Annotated in this window: 23 protein-coding genes; 4 read left to right on the top strand and 19 right to left on the bottom strand. The window is 60.8% G+C overall.

Going from position 1 to position 20,820, the window contains the following annotated elements:
- Positions 1-21 precede the first annotated feature (21 nt).
- From AB4N91_RS25840 to AB4N91_RS25865, 6 genes are all read right to left on the bottom strand, one after another.
- On the bottom strand, positions 22-264 hold the full coding sequence (locus tag AB4N91_RS25840; protein ID WP_010464870.1) for a hypothetical protein: 243 nt from the start codon (positions 262-264) through the stop codon (positions 22-24).
- Complete coding sequence (locus tag AB4N91_RS25845; protein ID WP_154502514.1) at positions 261-527, bottom strand: hypothetical protein; 267 nt, start codon at positions 525-527, stop codon at positions 261-263. The genes AB4N91_RS25840 and AB4N91_RS25845 overlap by 4 nt, the downstream gene beginning before the upstream one ends.
- Before the next feature lie 20 nt (positions 528-547).
- Positions 548-1,186, bottom strand: coding sequence for a hypothetical protein (locus AB4N91_RS25850; RefSeq protein ID WP_460111881.1), 639 nt, complete (start codon positions 1,184-1,186; stop codon positions 548-550).
- A complete protein-coding gene (locus AB4N91_RS25855) occupies positions 1,183-1,749 on the bottom strand; it encodes an RNA polymerase sigma factor (RefSeq protein ID WP_460111882.1) in 567 nt (188 codons plus the stop codon). The genes AB4N91_RS25850 and AB4N91_RS25855 overlap by 4 nt, the downstream gene beginning before the upstream one ends.
- 1 nt (position 1,750) lies before the next feature.
- Complete coding sequence (locus AB4N91_RS25860) at positions 1,751-3,454, bottom strand: vWA domain-containing protein (RefSeq protein WP_460111883.1); 1,704 nt, start codon at positions 3,452-3,454, stop codon at positions 1,751-1,753.
- Positions 3,455-3,543: 89 nt separating this feature from the next.
- Entirely contained in the window at positions 3,544-4,104 is a 561-nt protein-coding gene (locus AB4N91_RS25865) for a YbhB/YbcL family Raf kinase inhibitor-like protein (protein WP_460111884.1), read from the bottom strand.
- 139 nt (positions 4,105-4,243) lie between these two features.
- On the opposite strand from AB4N91_RS25865, the gene AB4N91_RS25870 reads away from it, so the two are divergent.
- Entirely contained in the window at positions 4,244-5,773 is a 1,530-nt protein-coding gene (locus tag AB4N91_RS25870) for an FAD-dependent oxidoreductase (RefSeq protein WP_460111885.1), read from the top strand.
- 74 nt (positions 5,774-5,847) lie between these two features.
- Here AB4N91_RS25870 and AB4N91_RS25875 read toward each other — a convergent pair whose 3' ends face one another.
- From AB4N91_RS25875 to AB4N91_RS25915, 9 genes are all read right to left on the bottom strand, one after another.
- Positions 5,848-7,353 carry a YdgA family protein gene (locus AB4N91_RS25875; protein WP_083375309.1) on the bottom strand — a complete coding sequence of 502 codons (1,506 nt, stop codon included), beginning with the start codon at positions 7,351-7,353 and terminating at the stop codon, positions 5,848-5,850.
- A 284-nt stretch (positions 7,354-7,637) separates the two neighbouring features.
- Positions 7,638-8,273, bottom strand: coding sequence for an NADH:ubiquinone oxidoreductase subunit N (locus AB4N91_RS25880; protein ID WP_083375310.1), 636 nt, complete (start codon positions 8,271-8,273; stop codon positions 7,638-7,640).
- Positions 8,274-8,354: 81 nt separating this feature from the next.
- A complete protein-coding gene (locus AB4N91_RS25885) occupies positions 8,355-9,803 on the bottom strand; it encodes an efflux transporter outer membrane subunit (protein ID WP_288113960.1) in 1,449 nt (482 codons plus the stop codon).
- Positions 9,800-10,687, bottom strand: coding sequence for an efflux RND transporter periplasmic adaptor subunit (locus tag AB4N91_RS25890; RefSeq protein ID WP_010464891.1), 888 nt, complete (start codon positions 10,685-10,687; stop codon positions 9,800-9,802). The genes AB4N91_RS25885 and AB4N91_RS25890 overlap by 4 nt, the downstream gene beginning before the upstream one ends.
- Entirely contained in the window at positions 10,684-10,893 is a 210-nt protein-coding gene (locus tag AB4N91_RS25895; RefSeq protein WP_010464893.1) for a DUF1656 domain-containing protein, read from the bottom strand. Before AB4N91_RS25895 ends, AB4N91_RS25890 begins: the two co-directional genes overlap by 4 nt.
- Positions 10,890-12,962 carry an FUSC family protein gene (locus AB4N91_RS25900; protein ID WP_077747464.1) on the bottom strand — a complete coding sequence of 691 codons (2,073 nt, stop codon included), beginning with the start codon at positions 12,960-12,962 and terminating at the stop codon, positions 10,890-10,892. Before AB4N91_RS25900 ends, AB4N91_RS25895 begins: the two co-directional genes overlap by 4 nt.
- On the bottom strand, positions 12,959-13,387 hold the full coding sequence (locus tag AB4N91_RS25905; RefSeq protein ID WP_154913457.1) for a MarR family winged helix-turn-helix transcriptional regulator: 429 nt from the start codon (positions 13,385-13,387) through the stop codon (positions 12,959-12,961). The genes AB4N91_RS25900 and AB4N91_RS25905 overlap by 4 nt, the downstream gene beginning before the upstream one ends.
- A 424-nt stretch (positions 13,388-13,811) precedes the next feature.
- Positions 13,812-14,057, bottom strand: coding sequence for a DUF2789 domain-containing protein (locus AB4N91_RS25910; protein ID WP_010464900.1), 246 nt, complete (start codon positions 14,055-14,057; stop codon positions 13,812-13,814).
- A 138-nt stretch (positions 14,058-14,195) separates the two neighbouring features.
- Entirely contained in the window at positions 14,196-14,657 is a 462-nt protein-coding gene (locus tag AB4N91_RS25915) for an aminoacyl-tRNA deacylase (RefSeq protein WP_010464901.1), read from the bottom strand.
- Positions 14,658-14,856: 199 nt separating this feature from the next.
- Between AB4N91_RS25915 and AB4N91_RS25920 the strand changes: the two genes are divergently transcribed.
- The 3 genes from AB4N91_RS25920 to AB4N91_RS25930 all read left to right on the top strand — a co-directional run bounded on the left by AB4N91_RS25920 (position 14,857) and on the right by AB4N91_RS25930 (position 16,861).
- On the top strand, positions 14,857-15,390 hold the full coding sequence (locus tag AB4N91_RS25920; RefSeq protein WP_154913488.1) for an NfeD family protein: 534 nt from the start codon (positions 14,857-14,859) through the stop codon (positions 15,388-15,390).
- 2 nt (positions 15,391-15,392) lie between these two features.
- Positions 15,393-16,151 (top strand): slipin family protein, encoded by a 759-nt coding sequence (locus tag AB4N91_RS25925; protein ID WP_094469722.1) that lies wholly within the window; start codon positions 15,393-15,395, stop codon positions 16,149-16,151.
- Between the two features lie 326 nt (positions 16,152-16,477).
- Positions 16,478-16,861: a DUF6124 family protein gene (locus AB4N91_RS25930; protein ID WP_077747463.1), complete on the top strand. Its 384-nt coding sequence runs from the start codon at positions 16,478-16,480 to the stop codon at positions 16,859-16,861.
- 86 nt (positions 16,862-16,947) lie between these two features.
- On the opposite strand, the gene AB4N91_RS25935 is transcribed toward AB4N91_RS25930, so the two are convergent.
- Genes AB4N91_RS25935 through AB4N91_RS25950 form a run of 4 tightly spaced genes read right to left on the bottom strand, consistent with a single transcriptional unit; the run spans position 16,948 to position 20,816 of the window.
- Complete coding sequence (locus AB4N91_RS25935) at positions 16,948-17,943, bottom strand: sulfotransferase family protein (RefSeq protein WP_154913456.1); 996 nt, start codon at positions 17,941-17,943, stop codon at positions 16,948-16,950.
- Positions 17,931-18,716: an aspartyl/asparaginyl beta-hydroxylase domain-containing protein gene (locus AB4N91_RS25940; RefSeq protein ID WP_154913455.1), complete on the bottom strand. Its 786-nt coding sequence runs from the start codon at positions 18,714-18,716 to the stop codon at positions 17,931-17,933. Before AB4N91_RS25940 ends, AB4N91_RS25935 begins: the two co-directional genes overlap by 13 nt.
- On the bottom strand, positions 18,713-19,318 hold the full coding sequence (cysC, locus tag AB4N91_RS25945; RefSeq protein ID WP_154913453.1) for an adenylyl-sulfate kinase: 606 nt from the start codon (positions 19,316-19,318) through the stop codon (positions 18,713-18,715). Before cysC ends, AB4N91_RS25940 begins: the two co-directional genes overlap by 4 nt.
- The gene (locus tag AB4N91_RS25950; RefSeq protein ID WP_042932453.1) at positions 19,302-20,816 is read right to left on the bottom strand and encodes a TolC family protein; all 1,515 of its coding nucleotides are present in this window, start codon (positions 20,814-20,816) and stop codon (positions 19,302-19,304) included. Before AB4N91_RS25950 ends, cysC begins: the two co-directional genes overlap by 17 nt.
- Between the last annotated feature and the right edge of the window lie 4 nt (positions 20,817-20,820).

Genomic DNA, 20,820 nt, shown 5'->3' on the forward strand with positions numbered 1-20,820 from the left:
GAAACGAGAAAGCCTCAGGCCTTAAGGACTGGGGCTTTTTTGTGGGCGGTGTCCCGTCCTGCTTTGCTTAGCCTCAATGTCATCAATGAGCACATAAAACTCCGCAAACACTGTTTCGGCGGCGATATTTGGACGCGGATCATTACAGCTAGCTTCAATAGCCTTAGCTTGTAACCGAACTGCCATCTGCTGTGATTCCGTGTAGGACGAGCGCTGAGCAACCAAGGTGTCAGATTCACAAACGAGCATAATGTGGTCTTTCATTCCGTCGTCCAATCAAACTCGTCATACTCATCATCCTCTTCGTCCTCAACCTCTTCATCGTCAAGAACGTCTTCCTCCAGCGCTTCCTCTGCCTGCTTCGCCAGCAGAAACTCCTTACGACTCTCCGTCACAGCGCGCCGCAATACCTCACCCTTTTCCGGGCAGTTGAGCATTTGGGCGATGCGGTCGATTTTTTTTGCCACGGCATCCTCCAACGCATCGGCTATAGGCCGATAGTGCGCGCTTTCGGGGCTCGTTGCCAAATGGCCGACCGCCCTGCTGCTCAGTTTTTCTGCAATTCCTTGAGCCGAGCCGCGAGATTTTCCTTGGGAAAGCGTTTGTGCAAGGTCGCCATCAGCTCATCAGCTGCTTTGGTTTGACCGGCATTTTGCAAGCGAATCACTTCACGTAACTGGTCGTCGATAAATTTCGCCGGAGCCTCCGCTGGGCGTTTGCTCATTTTTGATTCTTCCGCCATGTCAGCACTGATCGATTCGCTCTGCGCCGGCGCGGCAAATTCAGCCATTGGCGCTACGGGTGCGGGCGCAGGCGCGGACATCGCGCCGGCCGGGGCCGCCATTGAGCGGGCAACCGATGCCGGCGCTTCTGCAGCTTCTTTCTTGACCGCAAAAGACGAGGTTTTGGGTGCAGGGCTGGAATCCAAAGTTGGCACTTGCTCAGGGGTACGTTGCACCAGCGCCAGCATCAGCGCCACACCAACGAGGCTGGCGAACGCGACTTGCCATCGGGGTTTCTGGCAAGCCTGGACCCAGCGTTGCCACAGGTTCGGTTTGTGCGCAGGTGTTTCACGGTGTGCAGCAGCCAGGATGAATGCATCCAGATGAGCCGGTGGTTCGCCAGCCACGTGTTCACGGTAATGCTGAAGCACTTGGTCTTCCGGTGTTTTACGGGCGTCAGTCATGTCAGTACCTCCTCGGCCAGCAGCCGACGCAGTTTTTGCTGGGCATAGCGCAAGCGACTCTTGACGGTTTCCAGGGGTGTTTCGGTGAGGGCGGCGATCTGCGGCAGGTCGAGTTCGCCGTGGGCGCGCAGCAGGAACACTTCGCGCTGGTCGGCGGGCAGGTCGTGCAGCGCGGTTTCGAGGCGTTGGCTGTCGCGGCTCAGGTTCAGCAGTTGTTCGGGATCGGTCGCCTCATCAATCACGGCGTGGGTTTGTTCGTCGTAGCTATCGTGCAAAGGGTTGTGAATGCCATGTTTGCGCCAGTGATCGATCAATCGGTTGCGGGCAATCTGATAAAGCCATGTACGAAAATTCGCCCGGCCTTGTGGCTGACTGGTGCTGCGGATCAGGCTCAGCCAGGTGTCCTGGTAAACCTCTTCGGCCAGTTCCGGCCTGCCGCTCAAACCGAAGAGGAATCGGTAGAGGCCCTGGCGATGACGGGCGTACAAGATCTCGAACGCTGGCCCGTCGCCTGCGCGGTACCGGGCCAGTAGCGATTCGTCGCTCGGTTCAGGCGCGGACATGTCAGTTATAAGCTCCTTTATGCGACTCAGTGTTGGAGGCGGTGGTAGTGGTTCGCAGGCTCTGCGCCAACTCAACCAATTGCACGAACTCGGCGCGCAGACCGAATGGGTCGTCGCCCCGTGCACCGCGCGCCAAGGCTTCGGTGTCTTTCAGGCTGAAATCACCGGTGTAACGCCCGTCCTTGAGCTGCTGGGAAAACGCTGCCACAGCCGACGCGAAGCGCAGGTCATCACTGGCTTTGCCGACCGAATCACCCGCAATCGGCCGTTCGATCAAGCGACTTTTCCCACCTTCCGGCAGCTGATATCGCACACGCAGCATCGCCAACTCCCCAGTTGTACCGGAAGCCACCGGCTCAGCCTTGCCATACCGCAGCGGCTCCAGCCAGCCCTTCTCGCCCTTGGGCACGATTTCGTACAACGCCGTCACCGTGTGTCCTGCACCAATTTCACCGGCATCGACTTTGTCATTGCTGAAATCCTCACGCTTCAGCGCCCGGTTCTCATACCCCAGCAGCCGATATTCGCTGACCTGCGCCGGGTTGAACTCCACTTGCAGCTTCACGTTTTTCGCCACCACCGCGAGGGTTGAACCGAGTTGATCCACCAGCACTTTGCGCGCCTCGCGCAGGTTGTCGATGTAGGCGTAGTTGCCATCGCCGGCGTCGGCCAGTTGTTCCATCAGGTGTTCATTGTAGTTATCCACACCAAAACCCAAGGTGGTCAGGGAAACGCCAGTCTTGCGTTTATCCACAGCCATTTGCTTGAGGCTGTCGAAGTCGCTGATGCCGACGTTGAAGTCACCGTCCGTGGCCAGCAGGATGCGGTTGATGCCTTTGGGAATGAAGGCTTGTTGCGCCATCTGATAGGCCAATTCGATGCCCGAGGCACCCGCCGTCGAGCCACCGGCGGTCAATTGATCAATCGCTGTACGAATCTTCGCTTTTTCCCGTCCAGAAGTCGGCTCTAGAACCACACGCGAATCGCCGGCGTAGACCACCAAAGACACCCGGTCCTGCTCGCGCAGTTGATCGACCAGCAATTTCAGGGTGCTTTTGACCAGTGGCAAACCTTCGCGACGGTCCATCGAGCCGGAGACGTCCACCAAAAACACCAGGTTGGCCGGGGCCAGTTCCGCGACTGCGCGGTCCGAGGCTTTGATACCGATGCGCAGCAAACGGGTATGCGGACTCCATGGCGATGGCGCCAGTTCAGTGGTCACGCCAAAAGGCGAGCCGTCCGTGGGCAGCGCGTAGTCGTAGGGGAAGTAATTGACCAGTTCTTCCAGCCGCACAGCGCCTTCGGGCGGCAGGCGTCCCTGATTCAGCAAGCGGCGGACATTGGCGTAAGCGCCGGTATCGACGTCGGCGCTGAAGGTCGAGACCGGCGCCTCGGCCACACTGTGAATCGGGTTATCCGCCAATGCCTGATATTGCTCGCGCTGCTCATCCCGATAACCCGGCGCAGCCACCTCAGGCGCAAAGCTCGCCATGGGGGCTGGACGGGCGCTGCGTTTGGCCATCGAGGCATCTGCGGCAACGGACTCGCTGCGCACCAGCGCCTCAGTCTTCAGTGCACCTTGAGCCGGTGGCGACACAGCGGCGGACTCAGGTTTAGAGGAAGCGCCGCAACCGGCAACGGCCAACAGCAACCCGACGGTGAAACCCTGGGCGGCCGGGCGGAGGAAATGCAGAGGGAGGGACATGGGGGCTGACCTCAGGAGGAAATTGATCCATTCATCCTCTGAGACGAGCCCCCGTTCAGATTCGGGTTAAGCCGGCTGAAAAATTAATCTCAGCGGTGATAACGCCGCACCACACTGCTGTTTTTCAGCACATGGCCTTTGATTTTCTCCAGCAGCTGCGCACGCGTCAGGCCGGCGGGCAAGGCGTCCGGTGCGAGGTCCAGGGCGTAGAGCTGGATAATGTAGTGGTGGGAGCTGTCGCCGACGGGTGGGCAAGGACCGATGTAGCCGGTGGTGCCTTTGCTGTTGCTGCCGCCCATACCTTCTAGCGCGGATTTGGCGCCCACACCGGCCGGGATCTGACGGGTCGTGGCCTTGATGCCGTAGTGAATCCAGTGATCGACCCCAAGGCCTTTCTGGCCGTCCGGGTCGTGCATGACGATGGCGTAGCTCAAGGTGCCCTGGGGGCCGGTGTTCCAGCTCAGGGCCGGGGACTGATTCTTGCCGCCGCAGCCGCTGGCGTCGCTGGCCGCCGCCGAGGTGAACAGGCGGTTATCCGAAACACCGGGAATGCTGACGGTGAAACGCTCCTGGGCCTGCGCCGGAAATTGCACGCAAAGGGCGACTGCAACGGCCGCCAGCCAAGGGTTCAGAGAGGTCAATCGGGTCATTCCGGAGCACCTTGTGCGGATGGGGCCTTCGTCGGCCTGCGAACTATAGCCGTACCGTTGGTGCGGTGGCAGTGGGAATTGGCTGAACCTCGGGACTAAGGCCAAACTCTTAAGTGAAACGCCCGCCTGGAGAATGATCATGGCCCTGCACCGCGTCGCCCGTTTTGCCGATGTGCCCGAAAACCGAGGCCTGGAAGTACGGATCGCGGACACCAAGATAGTTTTGCTAAGGGTCGGCGATCAATTGCGCGCCTATCAAGGTGAATGCCCCCACGCCGGGGCGCCGCTGGCCGAGGGTGCGCTGTGCCATGGGCGTCTGATCTGTCCGTGGCACAAAGCCGCGTATCGGATCGAGGATGGCGGGCTGTGTGATCCGCCGTCTCTGGACAGCCTCAAGCGCTATCCCCTGGAGATGCGTGATGACGAGGTCTGGGTCGACGATCAGCCGCTCTCGGATCCCCACACCCCGCCAGCCGATGATGAGCGTACGTTTGTGATCATCGGAGCCGGGGCCGCCGGCACGGCGGGAGCAGCGGCATTGCGCGAAAAAGGCTTTGGCGGCCGTGTCGTGCTGATCGACCGTGAAGCCGACGCCGGTTACGACCGCACAGTGCTGAGCAAATTCGTGATTGCCGGGGAAATGCCGCCCGAAGAAGTCCCGCCGCTACGGGATGAACGCTTTTACCGCGAGCAGCGCATCGAGCGAATAAACGGTGAAGTGGCGAGCCTGGATACGGCCAACAAAACACTGCGACTGGCCGACGGTCAGTCACTGACCTATGACGCCGCGCTGCTCGCGACCGGCGGCACACCCAACCCCCTCACGTTGCCAGGCGCCGACTTGCCGCAAGTCTTCCTGCTGCGCTCCAAGGATCAGGCGACGCGGATTCTGAACGCTGCAAAACCCGGCCAACGGGTGGTGATCATCGGCGATAGCTTCATTGCCCTGGAGTCCGCGTCGGCCCTGCGCCAATACGGTCTGGAGGTCACCGTGCTGGCGCGCCACGCAGTGCCGTTCGTCAAGCAGTTTGGCGAAGCGGTCGGCAAAGCGATTCGTGCCCGGCACGTGGCCAACGGCGTGGTGTTTCATACCGACAGCGAAGCCGCGCAAATCGAAGGCGCGGGCAAGGTCGAAGCGGTGAAACTGGAAAACGGTCAACGTTTGCCTGCCGATCTGGTGCTCGTCGGCATAGGCGTCAGCCCGGCGACGGATCCGTTTGCCGACCTGCCCAAGGAAAAAGACCGTTCACTGCAGGCCGACGGCGGCATGCGCGTGGCCGACGGGCTCTGGGCGGCGGGTGATATCGCGACCTTCCCGCTCAACGGCCAGCCCCAGCGCATCGAACACTGGCGCCTGGCCCAGCAACAGGCGCGGATCGCGGCGGCGAACATGCTGGGCGGCGACGAGCACTACCTCGACGTGCCGTATTTCTGGACCTGGCACTTCGGCAAAAATTACGACTACCTCGGCCACGCCGAAAGCTGGGACGAAGTCGAGTTCAAAGGCAACCCTGACCATCCACCCTTTATCGGCCTGTTCAGCAAGAACGGCGTGGTGGTGGCGGCTGTTGCCTGCGACAAAGAGCGGGCGATGGCGATGCTCGCTGAACGGATGAAGCAACCGCTGCCGGTGGATGAGGCGTGGCTGTTGATTCGGGATGTGGATTAGGTTTAAACAGCGGACAGCAAAACGCCCGGTGCCTGCGTTCGCAGAGACCGGGCGTTGCCATGAAGCGAGCGGTATTACTGAATCGGTGCAACGCCGCCGAGTTTGCTCATCACGAAGCCGACAAATTGTTCAACGGTCATTTTCTGGCCATTGAATTCCACCTGATTGTTGGCGTAATGCAATTTGGTGACGACATCGTTGCCCTCCAGCTTGGCCAGTTGCGTACCGACCGCCATGCTGCTGAACATGTCAGCAGTCGCCGTTGCCTGATCGGCGATGAGCTTGGCGTCGGTCTGACCGTCAATCTGCGATTGCACAGTGAACAGGTCAACGAGCATTGGCTTGGACACTTTCAGATTGAAATCCAGCAGCGCAATCAGTTGTTGGGTCAACTGGTCTGGCGGCAGGTCCATGGACTGCGGTTTGGTCAGGTCGAGCACCAGGTTGGCGCGGCTTTCACCGTTGGTGGATTTGAACGACAGATTCTCCAGGGCGACCTGCGGGCCAGCCGCGAGCAGTTTTTCCAGACCGATTTTGACCTGTGCTTCTTCTTCCGGGGTCAACACCAGTTCTGGCGCCGGTTCACCGGCGGCAGCGGCTTCGGCGGCGGCCTTCTCGTAGGGCTGCAATTTGGTCTGGTAGATCTGCATCAGCGACATGGTCGCCGGGATGTCGAGGTTTTTCAGGCTCATGGCCATCTGCGCAGAACCGAACGTTTTGCCATTCAACGACACCTCGCCCACCTTGTAATCGGCGCGCCCCGAAGCGCTGGTGCCCGACTCTTCGGTGTGGTTTTTCATTTCAAATTTCTTGAAGCCCAGTACCGACTGTTTGGCGCCGAAGGTGGTTTTGCTGTCGGTCACCTCCAGGGTGTTGTCGCCGACGTAATAACCGTAGGTGCTTTTGGTCAGGTTGCTGGCCACGGTCAGGCCGTTCAGCTCGACCTTCACGGGTGTCTGGTCTTCAGCCACCGTGGTCAGCGTCAGGCTGTCCATGTAGCCGTCAGCCTTGACCTTTTGGGCTTGGGCGCTGGCGGCGACGTCGAGGTTCAGACCGGAAAACTTCAGATGGGAGGTGGCGTCCAGCGCCACGTCCAGCGGCAGCAATTCGAGCGTACCGTTGGTGGAATTGTCGTACCCGATATTGACCAGGCCCTTGAGAGGCGACTGGTCCTTGGCAGCGGCGAACCATTTCTCGGTGGTTGGCGTTCTTTCCAGTTCGTAGTGACTGGTGGCCATGACCGGCAGCCATTTCAGCGACATCAGACGCGAGAACGGCAGCGGTCCGTGTTCGATGTGGTCGACGAACAGCAACTCGACCGGCGCTTCGCCAAACATTTCACCTTCGCCCTTGAGGCGATAGTGCGCGGTGCTGCTGAACACGTGGCGCTCCAGCGAGACCAGTTCCAGCGATGCCGTGCCGTTGGAACCCACCAGCGCGGCTTTCAGCTCTTTGTTGGCGTCAGCGATCGAGGTATTCAGCACGCCTTCGATTTTGGTGCCGGTGTACCAGGCACCACCGGCGCTGATTGCACCGATGGCAACGACGATTCCAAGAAGCACGCCTGCTGATTTATTCATGAATTACCCGATCAATGTCCGTTGTTGAAAATGTGGTCGTCTTCCCTGAACCCTTGACGGGTTGCGGTCACGACTGCGCTGAAAGTGCGAGGGAGATTATCATCAGGCGCACCGGGCGGCCCAATGTTTAAAGGTTAAAGAGTGTCTATGGACCGCGCGCACGGGCCGAGAGTTTCGGCGGTCATGAAATCGCGTTCGCGGGCAAGCCTCGCTCCTACAGGTATCGCATGATCCTTGTAGGAGCGAGGCTTGCCCGCGAAGGCGTCAATACCGACAACATCAATTCAGGAATACTGAACTTCCATCTCATCCAGCTGGTGATCAAAGCTTTTGAGCCGCGCCGTCCACGTATACACCAGCACTTCAAAATCGCGATTGATTACCGCCCCGCCCGCCACGTCCGCACGGGGATCGCAGAAGTCCAGCTGATAGCGTTCGCGGGCCATGGCGGCGGCGACATCGGAGAGTTCGCGGGCGTTGTTCAGCCAGTGCCTGCCGTCTTCGGAGACTTGCTTGTCCAGTTCAAGGCATTGTTTCTTCAACGTATCGAGGCTTTTTTCCAGTGGCGTGCCGGTGAGTTCGCCCATGACTTCCTGGAACGTGCGCCCCGGTTGCCAGTAACTGCCCCAGAAATAGCGGTCAAACACCGTTTCGACCCGACGCAAAGCCACCTTGGTGTCCCAGATCAGCACCCGGGTCTTGCCTTGTTCGAGTTGTCTTTTCTTGATGCGCTGGCCCTGGACTGAGGCCCAGGCCACTACGACGATTGCCATCACGGCAATCAGCGCGGCTGCGCTGTCGAGGAACACCAGAGCCTTGTCGATCTGGTGGGCCAGCATGATGCCGTAGAAATAGGTGGCCGACAGCAGAACCAATGCCGCAATAGCGCACCAGAAGCCGGGAGCATAAGGGTTTTTCATTATTAGATCCCCATGACCAACGCGAGCCTTGATCGATGAAATCGACGCGCGACTTCATCAAATCAAAGCATAGCAACGGCCTCAGGGTTTGCCGGGTTGTGACGCTTGCGTTCGTCCGCTTTCCCAGCCACCGCCCAACGCGAGGAACAGATCGATCTGGCTCATGGCAACTTGCGTGTTCGCGGAGGCCAATTGCGCCCGTACATCGGTGTAGGTGCGGGTGGCTTGCAGGTCCGCCAGGAACGATGCGCGGCCGGCCTGGAAGAAGCGGTGGGTCTGGTCGGCGGCCAGTTGTGCCGATTGTTCGGCATCGGCCAACGCATCGCGGCGTTGCAGCAGCGCGGAGTATTGCGCCAGGCTGGTCTGGGTTTCGCGGATGGCGTTGAGCACCACGCCGTCGAAATGCGCAAGCGTGCCTTGGGTCGCCGCTTCTGCCTCACGGATTCGCGCCCGGGAACCATTGGACGGCACAGTCCAGGTCAGCAACGGACCAAAGCCCCAGCGGTTGGTTGCCGGTTTGCCGAGGTTTTCCAGGATGCCGACGGTGCCGACGGTCGCGCCGATGCTGATGTCCGGGTACAACTCGCCGGTGGCGATGCCGATGCCAGCGGTCGCGGCGGCCAATCGGCGCTCGGCCTGGCGCACATCGGGCCGGCGCTTGAGCAAAGTGGCGCCGTCACCGACCGGCAATAATTGAGTGATTTTCGGCAGTTCGTTGCAGGTGGCGGTCCCGGCCGGCAACTGATCGACCGGTTTGGCCAACAGCATCGACAAACGGAACAAACCCGCCTGGCGCGCCGCTTCATAGCGCGGCATATCGGCGCGCAAGGATTTGAATTGGGTTTGCGAGCGCGTGACCTGGGTTTCATCGCCGCGCCCGGCGTCGCGCAGACGCTGGATCAGGGTCGTGCCTTGGGCTTGCAGGTCGAGGGAATGCTGGGCGATTTCCTGCTCTTCATTGGCCGCACACACTTGGGTGTAGGCCCGAACCACATCGGCCACCAAGGTGATGCGTGCGGTATCGGCGGCAGCCTGGGTCGCGTCGGCATTGGCCTTGGCCGCTTCGATGCCGCGCTGCAAGGTGCCAAACAGGTCGAACTGATACGAGGTCGTAATGCCGATGTCGCCAACGTTGGCCACGGGCACTTTATCCGCCAGCAAGAAGGCTTCGCCGGACTCCTGCAAACGCTGGGCGCCCATTTTCACGCCGCCGCTCCAGCCGCCCGCCGCCTGCGCTTCGTCAACCTGAGCACGGGCCCGGGAAAGGCTCGCCGCCGCCACGCGCAAATCGGTATTGGTGACCATGGCCTGCTGCACCAATTGGTCCAGGCGCGGATCCTGATACAGGCGCCACCAATCGGCGGGCACCGGGGCCGAAACGACATTTTTACCGTTCACCGCCAATTCACCCTGCAAGTCTTCACGGTGGATGGCCGCGTCGTCCGGCAGGTGATAATCCGGCCCGACCACCTGACAGGCCGACAGCAACACGCCTAATCCGACGACAGCCAAACCCGAGGCCCTGCTCATTTCGCGGGCTCCTGCGGCTGGTCTTCCATGATCGATACCGTGGCGGTGCGCCCGGCGATCATGCGGAAATCCGCCGGTACGTCGTCGAAGGCAATCCGCACCGGAATCCGCTGGGCCAGGCGCACCCAGCTGAAGGCCGGATTGACGTTGGGCAGCAGGTTGCTGCCGCTGCTGCGGTCGCGGTCCTCGATGCCGGCGACGATGCTTTCCACGTGGCCACGCAAACGCGCGCGGTCGCCGACTACGCGGATGTCGACCGACTGGCCGACATGAATGCCGTCGAGTTTGGTTTCTTCGAAATAACCGTCGATGTGGAACGAATTACTGTCCACCACCGACAACACCGGACGCCCGGCGGTGACGAATTCCTGCGCACGCGGCGCGCGGTCGTTGACATAGCCATCCACCGGGCTGCGGATGGTCGAGCGGTCCAGGTTGAGCTGGGCGCTGTCCACCGCCACTTGGGCTTCCATCAACGCCACTTCGGCGCGAGCGACCCGCGACTGGCTTTCTTCCAGTTGCTCGCCCGGCACCAGATTGCCGAGGCCGCGGTTACGCTTGGCTTCCCGTTGCGCCTGGGCCAGGGTTTCCTGACGGTCGGCGACCGCCGCTTTCGCCTGACGCAAGGCCAGTTTGAATCGGTCCTGGTCGATGCTGAACAGCACTTGGCCGCGCTTCACCAATTGGTTGTCACGCACCTGCACTTGCTGGATCAGCCCGGAAACGTCCGGCGCGATCTGCACGATGTCGGCGCGGATGTGCCCGTCCCGGGTCCAGGGCGCGAACATGTAATACATCACCATGCGCCAGACCACGACGACGGCGAAGGTCACGATCAGCAAGGTCAGGACCACGCGACCGAGGGTCAAAAAAGGTTTTTTCATGTCATCAGGTATCGACTGAGTGAGTCCACGGCGCCAAGCAGCAAGGCGTAGAGAGCCACGTTAAACAATGCCCGGTGCCAGACCAGACGGTAAAAGTGCAGGCGTGTCAGCAGCCCGTGCACCAACAGGAACAACAGATACGTAATGCCCATCAGCACCAGCAACGTGGGCAGGAAGACCCCGCTGATATCCAGATCACCGATCATAAAGGCGCTCCATCGATGCCATGGGGAAGCGGTTCTTCGAGTTCGCCCAAGGCGACGAATTCCACCCCTGGCAGCAGCGACAGGCGCAGGCCGCTCAGGGCATGCAACAGGTGCAGACGCGCGCCGTCATCGCACTCGGTGTTGAGGGCGCGGCGGGTGCGGTCGAGGGTCATCAGCAGCGGGCTCGGTGCCGGCAATCGCTCGCCCGCCTTCAGGCACGCCTTGAAATACTCGCCAACCTCGGCCACTACTTGATGCAGCAGCACTTGCGGGGCGCCGAGCACTCGCGGCGTGTAAGCCAGCAAGTCGAGCAGGTTCAGCGCTACGCGCACTTCCCGCAGCGCGATGCCGGTGTCTTGCCCGGTCATGGCCAGGCGCGGCAGATGCTGCATCAGGCGATCGAGCATCTGCACGCCCAAGTGCCGGTGTTCGGCCAGCGTGGCCGGCTCGGTCAGGCTGACGATGTCGCGCCAGCTGAAACGGGTCAGGCGCTTGGCCGCCAGTTCCGCACCAAATGGCCGGGCGATCAGCGTCCAGACAAAGGCAAACAGCAAGCCGACGGGGCCGGCGAGGTTGGAGTTGGCGAAGCTGAGGAAATCCGCGTCGTAAGCGCCCTGAATGCTGATGAACGACGAGGTGTTGACCAGCGTCAGCAGCATGCCCAGGTAAAACTGCGGCTTGACCGTCAGGGTGCCGATGCAAATGAACGGCACAGAAAACGCCAGCACCAGCATCGGAAAATCATGCAGGTTAGGCAGGACCAGGAACAGATAAAGACTGGCGAACAACACCGACATCGCGGTCCAGAAAAAGAACCGGAAAATCTGCGGCGCCGGGTCGTCCATCGAGGCGAAGAAGCTGCACGCCACCGCCGCCAGAATCACCGCAGCGCCGCCATCGGTCCAGCCGAGCAGGATCCATAGCACCGAGGCGACAATAATCGCGGTCACCGTGGACGCCGCCGAATAAAGCATCAGCCCCCGGTCGAGAAACGGCGACAGGCGGCCCAGGCGCCAGTGCCGATACACCGCGCGCCAGCTGTCCTGGCTTTCGCACTGAATGGCGTATTGCAGGCTGCGGCAGTCTTGCCACAAGTCGATCCACTCGCCGAGGCGATACAGGGCGTTGGAAAACAGCAGTTGCTTGCGGTCATTCAGCGCTTCGGCGGACGGTTGCAAGGCCTCAAGTTGATCTTTCAGCGCCTGCCAGCGGCCGAGGTCGGCATCCTTGTGATTCAGCCATTCGGTGGTCGCCGTCAGCAGCGGCGCAAACTTATCCACAAGCTCGGGCGTTCTGCGTTCGAGGGCATAGAGCGCGTCGTCGAGGGCATCGATCACGGGCAGCAGGTGAATCATGCGGCCGCGCAGTTCCTTGGTATTACGCACCGTCTGCGGCCGCGCGCCTTCGTGGGGCAGCTGGCCGATCATCAATTCCAGGCTGTTGAACGTCGCCACCATCGCCGAGCGCAAGGCGCTGACTTCATCAGGTTGCACGTCGCGGCTGAGGAAACGCAGGCTGTAAGTCGAGGCATCGGCGAACCATTTGTTCACCGAATCGTTGAACACCGGCGCCAGCCGCCGGGGCCAGAACATGGCACCGACCACGGCCGCCACCGCGATGCCGAGAAAGATTTCTTCGGTTCGCGCTTCCGCGACATCCCACACCGCCAACGGGTTATCCACCACCGGCAGGGCGATCAGCGGCAGGGTGTAACCGGCAAGCATCAGCGCATAACTGTTGGCCGTGCGCAGATGCAAAGACAGGAACAGCAACGTCCCCGTCCACAGCGCGATCACGACCACCAGCACATACGGGCTCTGGACAAACATCGGCACGAAAAAAACCGCGGCCGCCGCACCGAGCAAGGTGCCGACCGCCCGGTACAACGCCTTGGAACTGGTAGGGCCGACAAAAGGGCTGGAAACGATATACACCGTGGCCATCGCCCAATACGGACGCGGCATTTGCATGAGCATGGCGATGTACAGCGCAATCATCGACGCCGCGAACGTGCGCACTCCGTAGAACCAGTCCCGCGCCGGAGGAACGCCGGTGAAAAATCCGCTCAAGGGTTGGCCACCGATGGCGGGTTGGCCGCTTCAAAGGCTCGCAGCACCCGCAACGTCGCTTCCAGATCACTGCGGTCGATCCCTTCGAGCACCTCATTGCGCAAACGCACCAGCTCGATTTCGACAGCCTGCACCAACTCCCGACCGGTTTCAGTGAGACTCAGGCATTTGGCGCGGCGGTCATGGACGTCTTCAGTGCGACAGACGTAACCGGCGTGACACAGCTGATCGAGCAGACGCACCAGCGACGGACTCTCCATCCCAGCCGCCTGCGCCACCGTCACCTGTCGCACACCCTCGCCCAGGCGCCCGATCATCAACAACGGGACGGCGCAGGCTTCGGAAATCCCATAGTTGACCAGCGTGGTCTGGCAGATCTTCCGCCAATGCCGCGCGGCCACCACCATGGAGCTGCTGATGTTCATCTGGAGAGCGTCGAGGTTTTTCGGCACGAGGGGAAATGCACACTGTTAGCTTGCTAACTATCAATATGGCATTGGAGGGGAAAGTTGGTCAAGTTTTGAAACAATTCTGTAGCCGGACGGACCGTTTACGACATTCAACCGGACCCCAGGTTGAAATCGCCCAGACGCACCAGCATCGTTTCGAAAAGCTCTGCCGAAACCAGATAGGCCTTGATCTGATTTTTTCAATCACCTCAATAGGCCTGTCTTGCGCCTCACGCACTATAGTTCCTGCGTTTTTCGCGAGTTCAGAGATGCTGATGACTCTTTCTGCCAAAACACGCTGCATGACTCGGTCTCATGGTTGGACTCAACGCCATGAAAGCTACTTCAGCTCAGGTAACACCTTTCAGAAAAGCCGTGACAAGGTCTTGCGTTCAGATGGTTACACCCCCCGCCCCTTTCTCATCAGCACATCCAGTTGATCCACCACCTCCGCCCAATCGGCATCATCCAGAATCTCCTCCCGCAATAACTGAGCCTGGCTCTCGTTCCAGAAAAACGCATCGGCCAGATGCAATTCCGGCTTGAGCGGTGAGTGAGTGGCGATGAATTTATCGATGCTTTCGGCGTCGTCCGGCAGGCCTAGTTGCTTGAACAGCGAGGGGAGGTTGTGGGTTGGGGATTCCATGTCGGGCTCCTTTTTATGGCAAATGATGGGGTGACTGCTGCGCAGTCATTCGCGGGCAAGCCTCGCTCCTACAGGTGCCGCGTGATCCTGTAGGAGCGAGGCTTGCCCGCGAAGGCGATGTCACTGACTCCACAAAACTCATTGGCTCAATTCACGCACCTCGGCGTGCGGCACCATTTTCAGAAACTGCGGCATTTCCATGCGCAACAGATTGGTGTGGTTGCCGGCTTCCAGGTAGATGTCTTTCTGCCGGGTCAGTAGCGGGTCGATGACTACGTCCAGGCCATAGGCTTCGCCCAGGGCGGGCACAGCGCCGCGTTCGCAATCATCGAACAGGTGCGGCAGGTTGCTTTCCCGGGAGATCTGCCATTCGCCACTGCTGCGAACTTTGCTCAGGTCCAGATGACGGCTGGCGGGCAGCACAGCCATCAGGAAATGCCCGTGTTGGTCGTCGAGGATAACTGACTTGGCCACCCGTTCGGCAGGAATGCCCGCGAGTCGCGCGGTTTCAAGGCTGCTGGCCGAGTGCGGGTGGGACACGATGTCATATTCGCAGTGCGCCTTGTCCAGGCTGCTCTGCAGGGTTCTTGCCATACGCATGATGCACCTCGGTGTCCGCAAACACTGTTTGGCGGACGATGGTTAACACTTTTCTTCGTACTGAAAGTCTAGGCCCGCTGGCGCATTCCGGAGTGAAATCCGCCCGCCGGGCCAAGGTCAACAACTGGTCAAAATTCGTACAACCCACAGCTCAGCTAGACTGTATAAAGAACCATCAATGACTCTCCCGGAGGGTCGCGTGAACATTCGTTGCTGTGCAGTTGCGCTGCTGTTGGCCTTGAGCGGATCGGTCTTCGCGTCGGACACCATTGTCTTGCTGGCCCCCAACCCCATGGGGATCTGGCTGATCACGTTCGGCATCGCCTTTTTGATCGCCGAGGCGGCGCTGCCCAATTACGGCGTGATCGGGCTCGGCGGCATTGTGATGTTCGTCATCGGCGCGGTGATTCTGACCAACACCGAGGTGCCGGTGCCGTTGATCATCGGCTTAGGCCTGGTCAGTGCGCTGCTGTTGATTTTCCTGCTGATCCGCGCCCTGAAAACCCGACCGCGGCATAACGTCAGTGGCGATGCCGGACTTGTGGGCAGCGTGACGCCGGTAATTTCGTTGAACGCCGACAACGCCTGTAACGGCTGGGTGCACCTGCAAGGCGAACAGTGGCAAGTGCTCAGCAGCACGCCGCTGCAACCGGGGCAAAAGGTCCGGGTGGTGGCGCGCAAGGGATTACTGCTGAAAGTGGCCGCGGCTGACGCGGCGTCGAAGGGAGAATAGCCATGGGCCTGCAACTGGGTTTTGCCGCGCTGCTGTTACTGCTGATCGCGCTGGCGGGGTCGACCTTCCGCATCCTGCGCGAATACGAGCGCGGGGTGGTGTTCCAGCTCGGGCGCTTCTGGCAGGTCAAGGGCCCTGGCCTGATCCTGCTGATTCCGGTGGTCCAGCAAATGGTCCGCGTCGACCTGCGCACCGTGGTGCTCGACGTGCCGCCGCAAGACGTGATCACCCGCGACAACGTCTCGGTCAAGGTCAACGCCGTGCTGTATTTCCGCGTGCTCGATCCGCAGAAAGCCATCATCCAGGTCGAAGACTTCCTCATGGCCACCAGCCAACTGGCCCAGACCACGTTGCGGGCAGTGCTGGGTAAACATGAGCTCGATGAACTGCTGGCCGAACGGGAGCGGCTGAACATCGACATCCAGCAAGTGCTCGACGCCCAGACCGATGCCTGGGGCATCAAGGTGGCGAACGTCGAGATCAAGCACGTAGACCTCAACGAATCGATGGTCCGCGCCATCGCCAAACAGGCCGAAGCCGAGCGGGAACGCCGGGCCAAGGTGATTCACGCCGAAGGTGAATTGCAGGCCTCGGAAAAACTAATGCAAGCCGCCGAGATGTTGGGGCGTCAGCCGGGGGCCATGCAGTTGCGCTACATGCAGACGCTGAGCTCGATTGCCGGGGACAAGACAGCGACCATCGTCTTCCCGCTGCCGATCGAATTGCTCAAGGGGATGGCGGATTTGTCGTCCAAATCCTGACCTTCCGCGAAAACACCAACGTCTGGTAACTCCGTCGGAGATTTCCTTCAAGTTGTAGTGGTGTTGGTGAACTTGTTCCGGCCTGAACCCAGGTCTAGTCTGGGTTTGTCACTGAATAAACGGTGACACGGACGTGCAAGTCCGACGAAACTGTTTAGGTCGCAATTGCCATGGCTCATTGCTTTATGGCGGCTGCGCGCAGGAGATCCTCGGATCTGCTGGGTGTCCTAAACAGTCCCGGTCTTGCACACCTGCGCTCGGCCGCCACCCCATTCGCGTGCAAGCGAACGGTGACGGCTCCTACTTACTGTTTAGGATTTTTATATATGCACAAAATTACGCCGAATCCACCAGGTAACCCTGGCACCGATTCCGACGATTCCCTCGAAGCCGAAAAACTCAAGGAAGCCGCAGACCGCGCCTTCGCCCACTACTTCCCCCCGACTGACGGAAAACCAGCCAAACGCCGCAAAGGCCATCTCTTCACCGTTTCCCCCGACATCGATACCGAAGCCCTGCTGGCCAATGCCTCCGAAGACCTGCTGTCCATCAGCGCCATTGCGGCCGATCTGGCGGACGATGTGGACGGGACGCGGCGTTCGGTTGCCTTGGCGCTCAGCCGCATGGCCGATGGCGTGCAGTTGCTCGTAGAGCGGGCGATGGATCATTGGGAGGCGATGCAGATTCAGCAGGCTCAGGCCAAGGTTTAGCCAGGTCGATTGGCGGTGAATTGACCGCCGCCATCGCGAGCAGGCTCGCTCCTACATTGGATCTGCGTCGTACACATAATTTGTGTTCACTGAAGATCAACTGTAGGAGTGAGCCTGCTCGCGATGGCGTCAGTGCTGTCAATGCATGACTTGGCAACCAGCGCCTCATAAGGCCCCCGCGCCCAACGCTCCACCCGCTCACGCAACAACGTCGACGCCTCACGCCGCTTGTCATCACAGTCCCCGACAAACACCGATGAAGGCTGTTTGGCATGCCGCCCCACCGCCGCAAACACTTGCTCCCTCTGCACGTCATCCAACCCGAAAAACCCAGCCAACCGCCCCGCCATTGCGCCCGGCAACTCGCTGTAATTCACCGCCAACCCACCAAACGCCTGGCATTGCGCCAACCCCGATGCCAGCAACCGCCCCAACCGCCGCGCAATAAAATCCTCACGACTGTCGAACGGCCATTCGTCATCCAGCCCACTGGCCCCGATCATTCCCGGCACCATGTGCATGCCCGGGCGGCGTATATGGGAAACAGCGATTTCCAGCGGATCGCGGTACACAAACAACCTGGGCGTGTCGGGAAAGCACTCGCGCAGCAGGGGCAATTCGGTGATGTTCCAGGCATCGAGTTTGATCACCAGCCGCTGCTCCGTACCAAGCCGACGCTGACCATAGGCGGACAACAACCCTTTGATCGCGGCACACCGTTCGACGACTGGCAAACCACTGCGCAACAAGGCATCCAGCGGCGGCGGTTCGCTGATGACGATGTGGTTGGTGAGTTGCGCGAGCATCTGACTGATCAGAGTCGAGCCGCATCGCGAAGCGTGAAAAATGAATGCACTCGGCGCCAACCCGGGACTCTGCGCCTGCCAGTCGCCGAGAACAGCCAACGGCGTCTGCCGACGAAACGCCTGATTGAACGGTAACCTCAGCGCAGCTTCCACGGCATCGCGAAAAAACGGCTGATGCAACGGCGTGTCCCCGAACCAGCACCAATCGACCTGCCACTCGCCAGCCGGCTGCCAGATCCGAATCGGCAACCAGCCTTCGAGATTCAGGCGCTCCATTGTTCATTCCATCGGCGGCGACCGCTGCGCATCGCGGCACGCAGTTCTTCCCGAGAAAATTCCAGGCCTCGCTCCGCCGCCAGCTCCAAGGTGCGGGTGATAAACACCTCGGTGTCCGGCAAGCCCTGCAAGGTCTTCGAAAGCTGCAAATCACTGGCCACCAGACGCTGAAATTGCAGCAAGGCGCCGTCACCCGAACCCGGCTGCGGCGTGGTCGATACACCGTCGACAATCGCCTGCTCCAGCCAGTCACCCGGCCGGCAATCGAGCACCAAATGAACCCGCGTCTGAGTATCCCGATTGTCCACACGGTGCGGTCGCGACAGGTCGAGGAACCAGCACTCGCCTGCCGTCATCGGCATGCGTTGACCGTCCAGCATGAAGTCCACTTTCGGCGGGCTGAGTAGCGGAATGTGCAGGCGCAGATCGGCGGCTGGTCCGCCAAGATCGTAGTCACGATGCTCATGAATCTGTCCGCCCGGCCCAAGTCGCAACAGGCGTGCGCTGACGATTTCCAGCGGCAGATCCCGCAAGCCCTGCTGCCATCGCGGATCCTGCAACCACGGCGCACGCAACAGCGGTTCGCCACGCCCCGGGGACAGTTCCGTCAGGGCATCCGCCGCCGACACCAGCGCCACACCACTCCAGTCCCCGGCGTAGTAATCGCTGTTGAAATGCGCATGCCACGCGTCCTCGCCAATCGCCGCCAGCGCCTGCAACAACAGCGGTAAATCCACCGCCACCGGCAAGCGGGAAAATGCCGGCCGGCTCATCGTTTCGGCAGCACCGCACACTCGCCGAGCCAGGTCAGCAAGCGATCGAGGCAGGCTTCGACCGACTGCACGCCGGTGTCGAGCACCAGGGAGGCGGACGTCGGCGGTTCATAGGGCGCGGAAATCCCGGTAAACCCTGCCAAGTCACCACGACGCGCCCGCGCATAATGACCTTTGGGATCTCGCTGCTCGCACACCGCCAACGAAGCGCAGCACCAGACTTCGCGGTAATCCTCGCCCAGACGGCGAGCGAACACCTCACGCAACTCCACCAGCGGCGCGATCATCGCGAGGATGACGATCTGCCCGTTCTCCACCAACAGCGCCGCGAGTTCGCTGGCGCGGCGGATGTTCTCCAGACGATCACTGTCAGAAAAGCCCAGGTCACGATTGAGCCCGACCCGCAAGCCGTCGCCATCGAGCACCACGCTCTGCACGCCGCGCTCGAACAACTCAGCGTGCAGGGCCTGGGCCAGCGTCGATTTACCCGCCGCCGGCAAACCGGTCAGCAGGATCGCGGCTCCGTGATGACCATTGCGGGTCTCCCGTTGTTCGCGATTGATGCTCGCGGTCGGCGCCAGCAGGTTATTGGACCGGAGCATGGGTCACCGGCACACTGATATTGCCCGACGCCCACGCCGCTTCGCGGTTGGCCAAGGCGGTGGCGATGGATTGGACTTCGGTGGATTGCACCTCGTCCGGCATCGGGTCGAGGCCGGCGCTGGCGAAGATCTGGCCGTAGGCGTTACGCAGATCGGCATAGGACAGGTCCCGGCGCAAATCCGCCTGCAACGTGTTCAGTTCACCCTGGATCAGGTCCAGTTCACCAAGTCCCGCCGCCTGATGACGGTTGCGCAATTGCCCCAGAATCTCCCCGTCGATGCTCGAGAGTTCCTGGTTGGTCTGGAACTGATTCAGCGCTTCCTGGTAGTTGGCGTTCGCCACATAGAGCTGGGCCAGCACCGCGATGGACATGGCCTGGCGCCGTGCCTTGGCGACCTCTTCGCCGGCCTTGGCCACGTTGATCGCGGCCGGTGCGGAAATCACGTTAAACAGGTTCCAGGTCAGCTTCACACCGTAGTCGGCCCACTTGTCATTGACCAGAAACGAGTTGCTGTCGTAATGCCCACCTGCCGAAAACTCCAGCCCCGGCAACAGCCGCAGCATGGCTTTACGGGTTTCAGCAGTGCTGATGCGGGTCTGGTAATCCTGTTCGCGCAGCTCCGGACGGCTGGCCAGGGCTTCATGCTCCAGGCTGGCCATGCCGACCTTCAACTGCGGAATCGAGTAGTCGTCCGGGGTCGCCAATTTCAGATCGGTGCCCATCGGCAGGTTGATCAGGGTCGCCAGTTCGGTTTTGGCCAGGGACAGCGCCCGGCGTTGCTCTTGCAACTGGCGGGTCGCCTCGATCAGCGAACGCTGGTAACCCAGCGCCTGGATCGGATCGCCGATGCGTTGGGTGCTCATGCTTTGGCTGTTGCCGCGTGCCGTATCGACCCGCGCCATCAGGCTGTCGATCTGCGTGAGCAAACGTTCGGCGGCCACCGCTCGCCAATAGGCCGAGCGCACGTCCTGGACGATGGTGTTGATGACCTTGCGCCGGCGTTCCTGAACAATCAGACGCTGGTCGCCTTGTTGCTTGGCACTGATGTAGCTGACGCCGAAGTCGAGGACATTCCACACCATGGTCAGGTCGGCCACTCGGCGGTCGCGGTCCTGGGAGGTCGACGGTTCCAAAGACTGGGTGCCGGTCAGTACGCTCTGGCTGCTGGAGGCGCCAACGTTGCTACGCCCGACGTAGCCTGCATCCAGGGCCATGCGCGGCAGCATGTCGAAACTGGCGAGGTCGAGTTGGCGCTTGGCCAATGCCTCTTCCATGATCTTGAGCCGGCCTTCAAGGTTGTATTTCACCGCACGGGCCATGGCCTGGTGCAAGGTCAGCGGACCACTGAGCGGCTCCTGGCCGGTGTACATATTTTGCAGATCGCTCTTGGCGCGCTGTTCGCTGACGCTGCGTTCGATCGGTTCACTTTTGACGGCACATCCGCTTATCGCAAGCGCCAGCAGGCTGACGCACAACAACGAGTGACTTCTATTCATCCTT

The sequence above is a fragment of the Pseudomonas sp. H3_D04 genome (assembly GCF_054669175.1).

Coding starts and splice junctions, on each gene's coding strand:
- AB4N91_RS25925 (WP_094469722.1), top strand. CDS start 15,393: ATGGGCCTGCAACTGGGTTTTGCCGCGCTGCTGTTACTGCTGATCGCG.
- AB4N91_RS25930 (WP_077747463.1), top strand. CDS start 16,478: ATGCACAAAATTACGCCGAATCCACCAGGTAACCCTGGCACCGATTCC.
- AB4N91_RS25915 (WP_010464901.1), bottom strand. CDS start 14,657: ATGCGTATGGCAAGAACCCTGCAGAGCAGCCTGGACAAGGCGCACTGC.
- AB4N91_RS25905 (WP_154913457.1), bottom strand. CDS start 13,387: ATGAACATCAGCAGCTCCATGGTGGTGGCCGCGCGGCATTGGCGGAAG.
- AB4N91_RS25885 (WP_288113960.1), bottom strand. CDS start 9,803: ATGAGCAGGGCCTCGGGTTTGGCTGTCGTCGGATTAGGCGTGTTGCTG.
- AB4N91_RS25860 (WP_460111883.1), bottom strand. CDS start 3,454: ATGTCCCTCCCTCTGCATTTCCTCCGCCCGGCCGCCCAGGGTTTCACC.
- AB4N91_RS25855 (WP_460111882.1), bottom strand. CDS start 1,749: ATGTCCGCGCCTGAACCGAGCGACGAATCGCTACTGGCCCGGTACCGC.
- AB4N91_RS25875 (WP_083375309.1), bottom strand. CDS start 7,353: ATGAATAAATCAGCAGGCGTGCTTCTTGGAATCGTCGTTGCCATCGGT.
- AB4N91_RS25895 (WP_010464893.1), bottom strand. CDS start 10,893: ATGATCGGTGATCTGGATATCAGCGGGGTCTTCCTGCCCACGTTGCTG.
- AB4N91_RS25910 (WP_010464900.1), bottom strand. CDS start 14,057: ATGGAATCCCCAACCCACAACCTCCCCTCGCTGTTCAAGCAACTAGGC.
- AB4N91_RS25880 (WP_083375310.1), bottom strand. CDS start 8,273: ATGAAAAACCCTTATGCTCCCGGCTTCTGGTGCGCTATTGCGGCATTG.
- AB4N91_RS25950 (WP_042932453.1), bottom strand. CDS start 20,816: ATGAATAGAAGTCACTCGTTGTTGTGCGTCAGCCTGCTGGCGCTTGCG.
- AB4N91_RS25865 (WP_460111884.1), bottom strand. CDS start 4,104: ATGACCCGATTGACCTCTCTGAACCCTTGGCTGGCGGCCGTTGCAGTC.
- AB4N91_RS25850 (WP_460111881.1), bottom strand. CDS start 1,186: ATGACTGACGCCCGTAAAACACCGGAAGACCAAGTGCTTCAGCATTAC.
- AB4N91_RS25870 (WP_460111885.1), top strand. CDS start 4,244: ATGGCCCTGCACCGCGTCGCCCGTTTTGCCGATGTGCCCGAAAACCGA.
- AB4N91_RS25890 (WP_010464891.1), bottom strand. CDS start 10,687: ATGAAAAAACCTTTTTTGACCCTCGGTCGCGTGGTCCTGACCTTGCTG.
- AB4N91_RS25935 (WP_154913456.1), bottom strand. CDS start 17,943: ATGGAGCGCCTGAATCTCGAAGGCTGGTTGCCGATTCGGATCTGGCAG.
- cysC (WP_154913453.1), bottom strand. CDS start 19,318: ATGCTCCGGTCCAATAACCTGCTGGCGCCGACCGCGAGCATCAATCGC.
- AB4N91_RS25840 (WP_010464870.1), bottom strand. CDS start 264: ATGAAAGACCACATTATGCTCGTTTGTGAATCTGACACCTTGGTTGCT.
- AB4N91_RS25940 (WP_154913455.1), bottom strand. CDS start 18,716: ATGAGCCGGCCGGCATTTTCCCGCTTGCCGGTGGCGGTGGATTTACCG.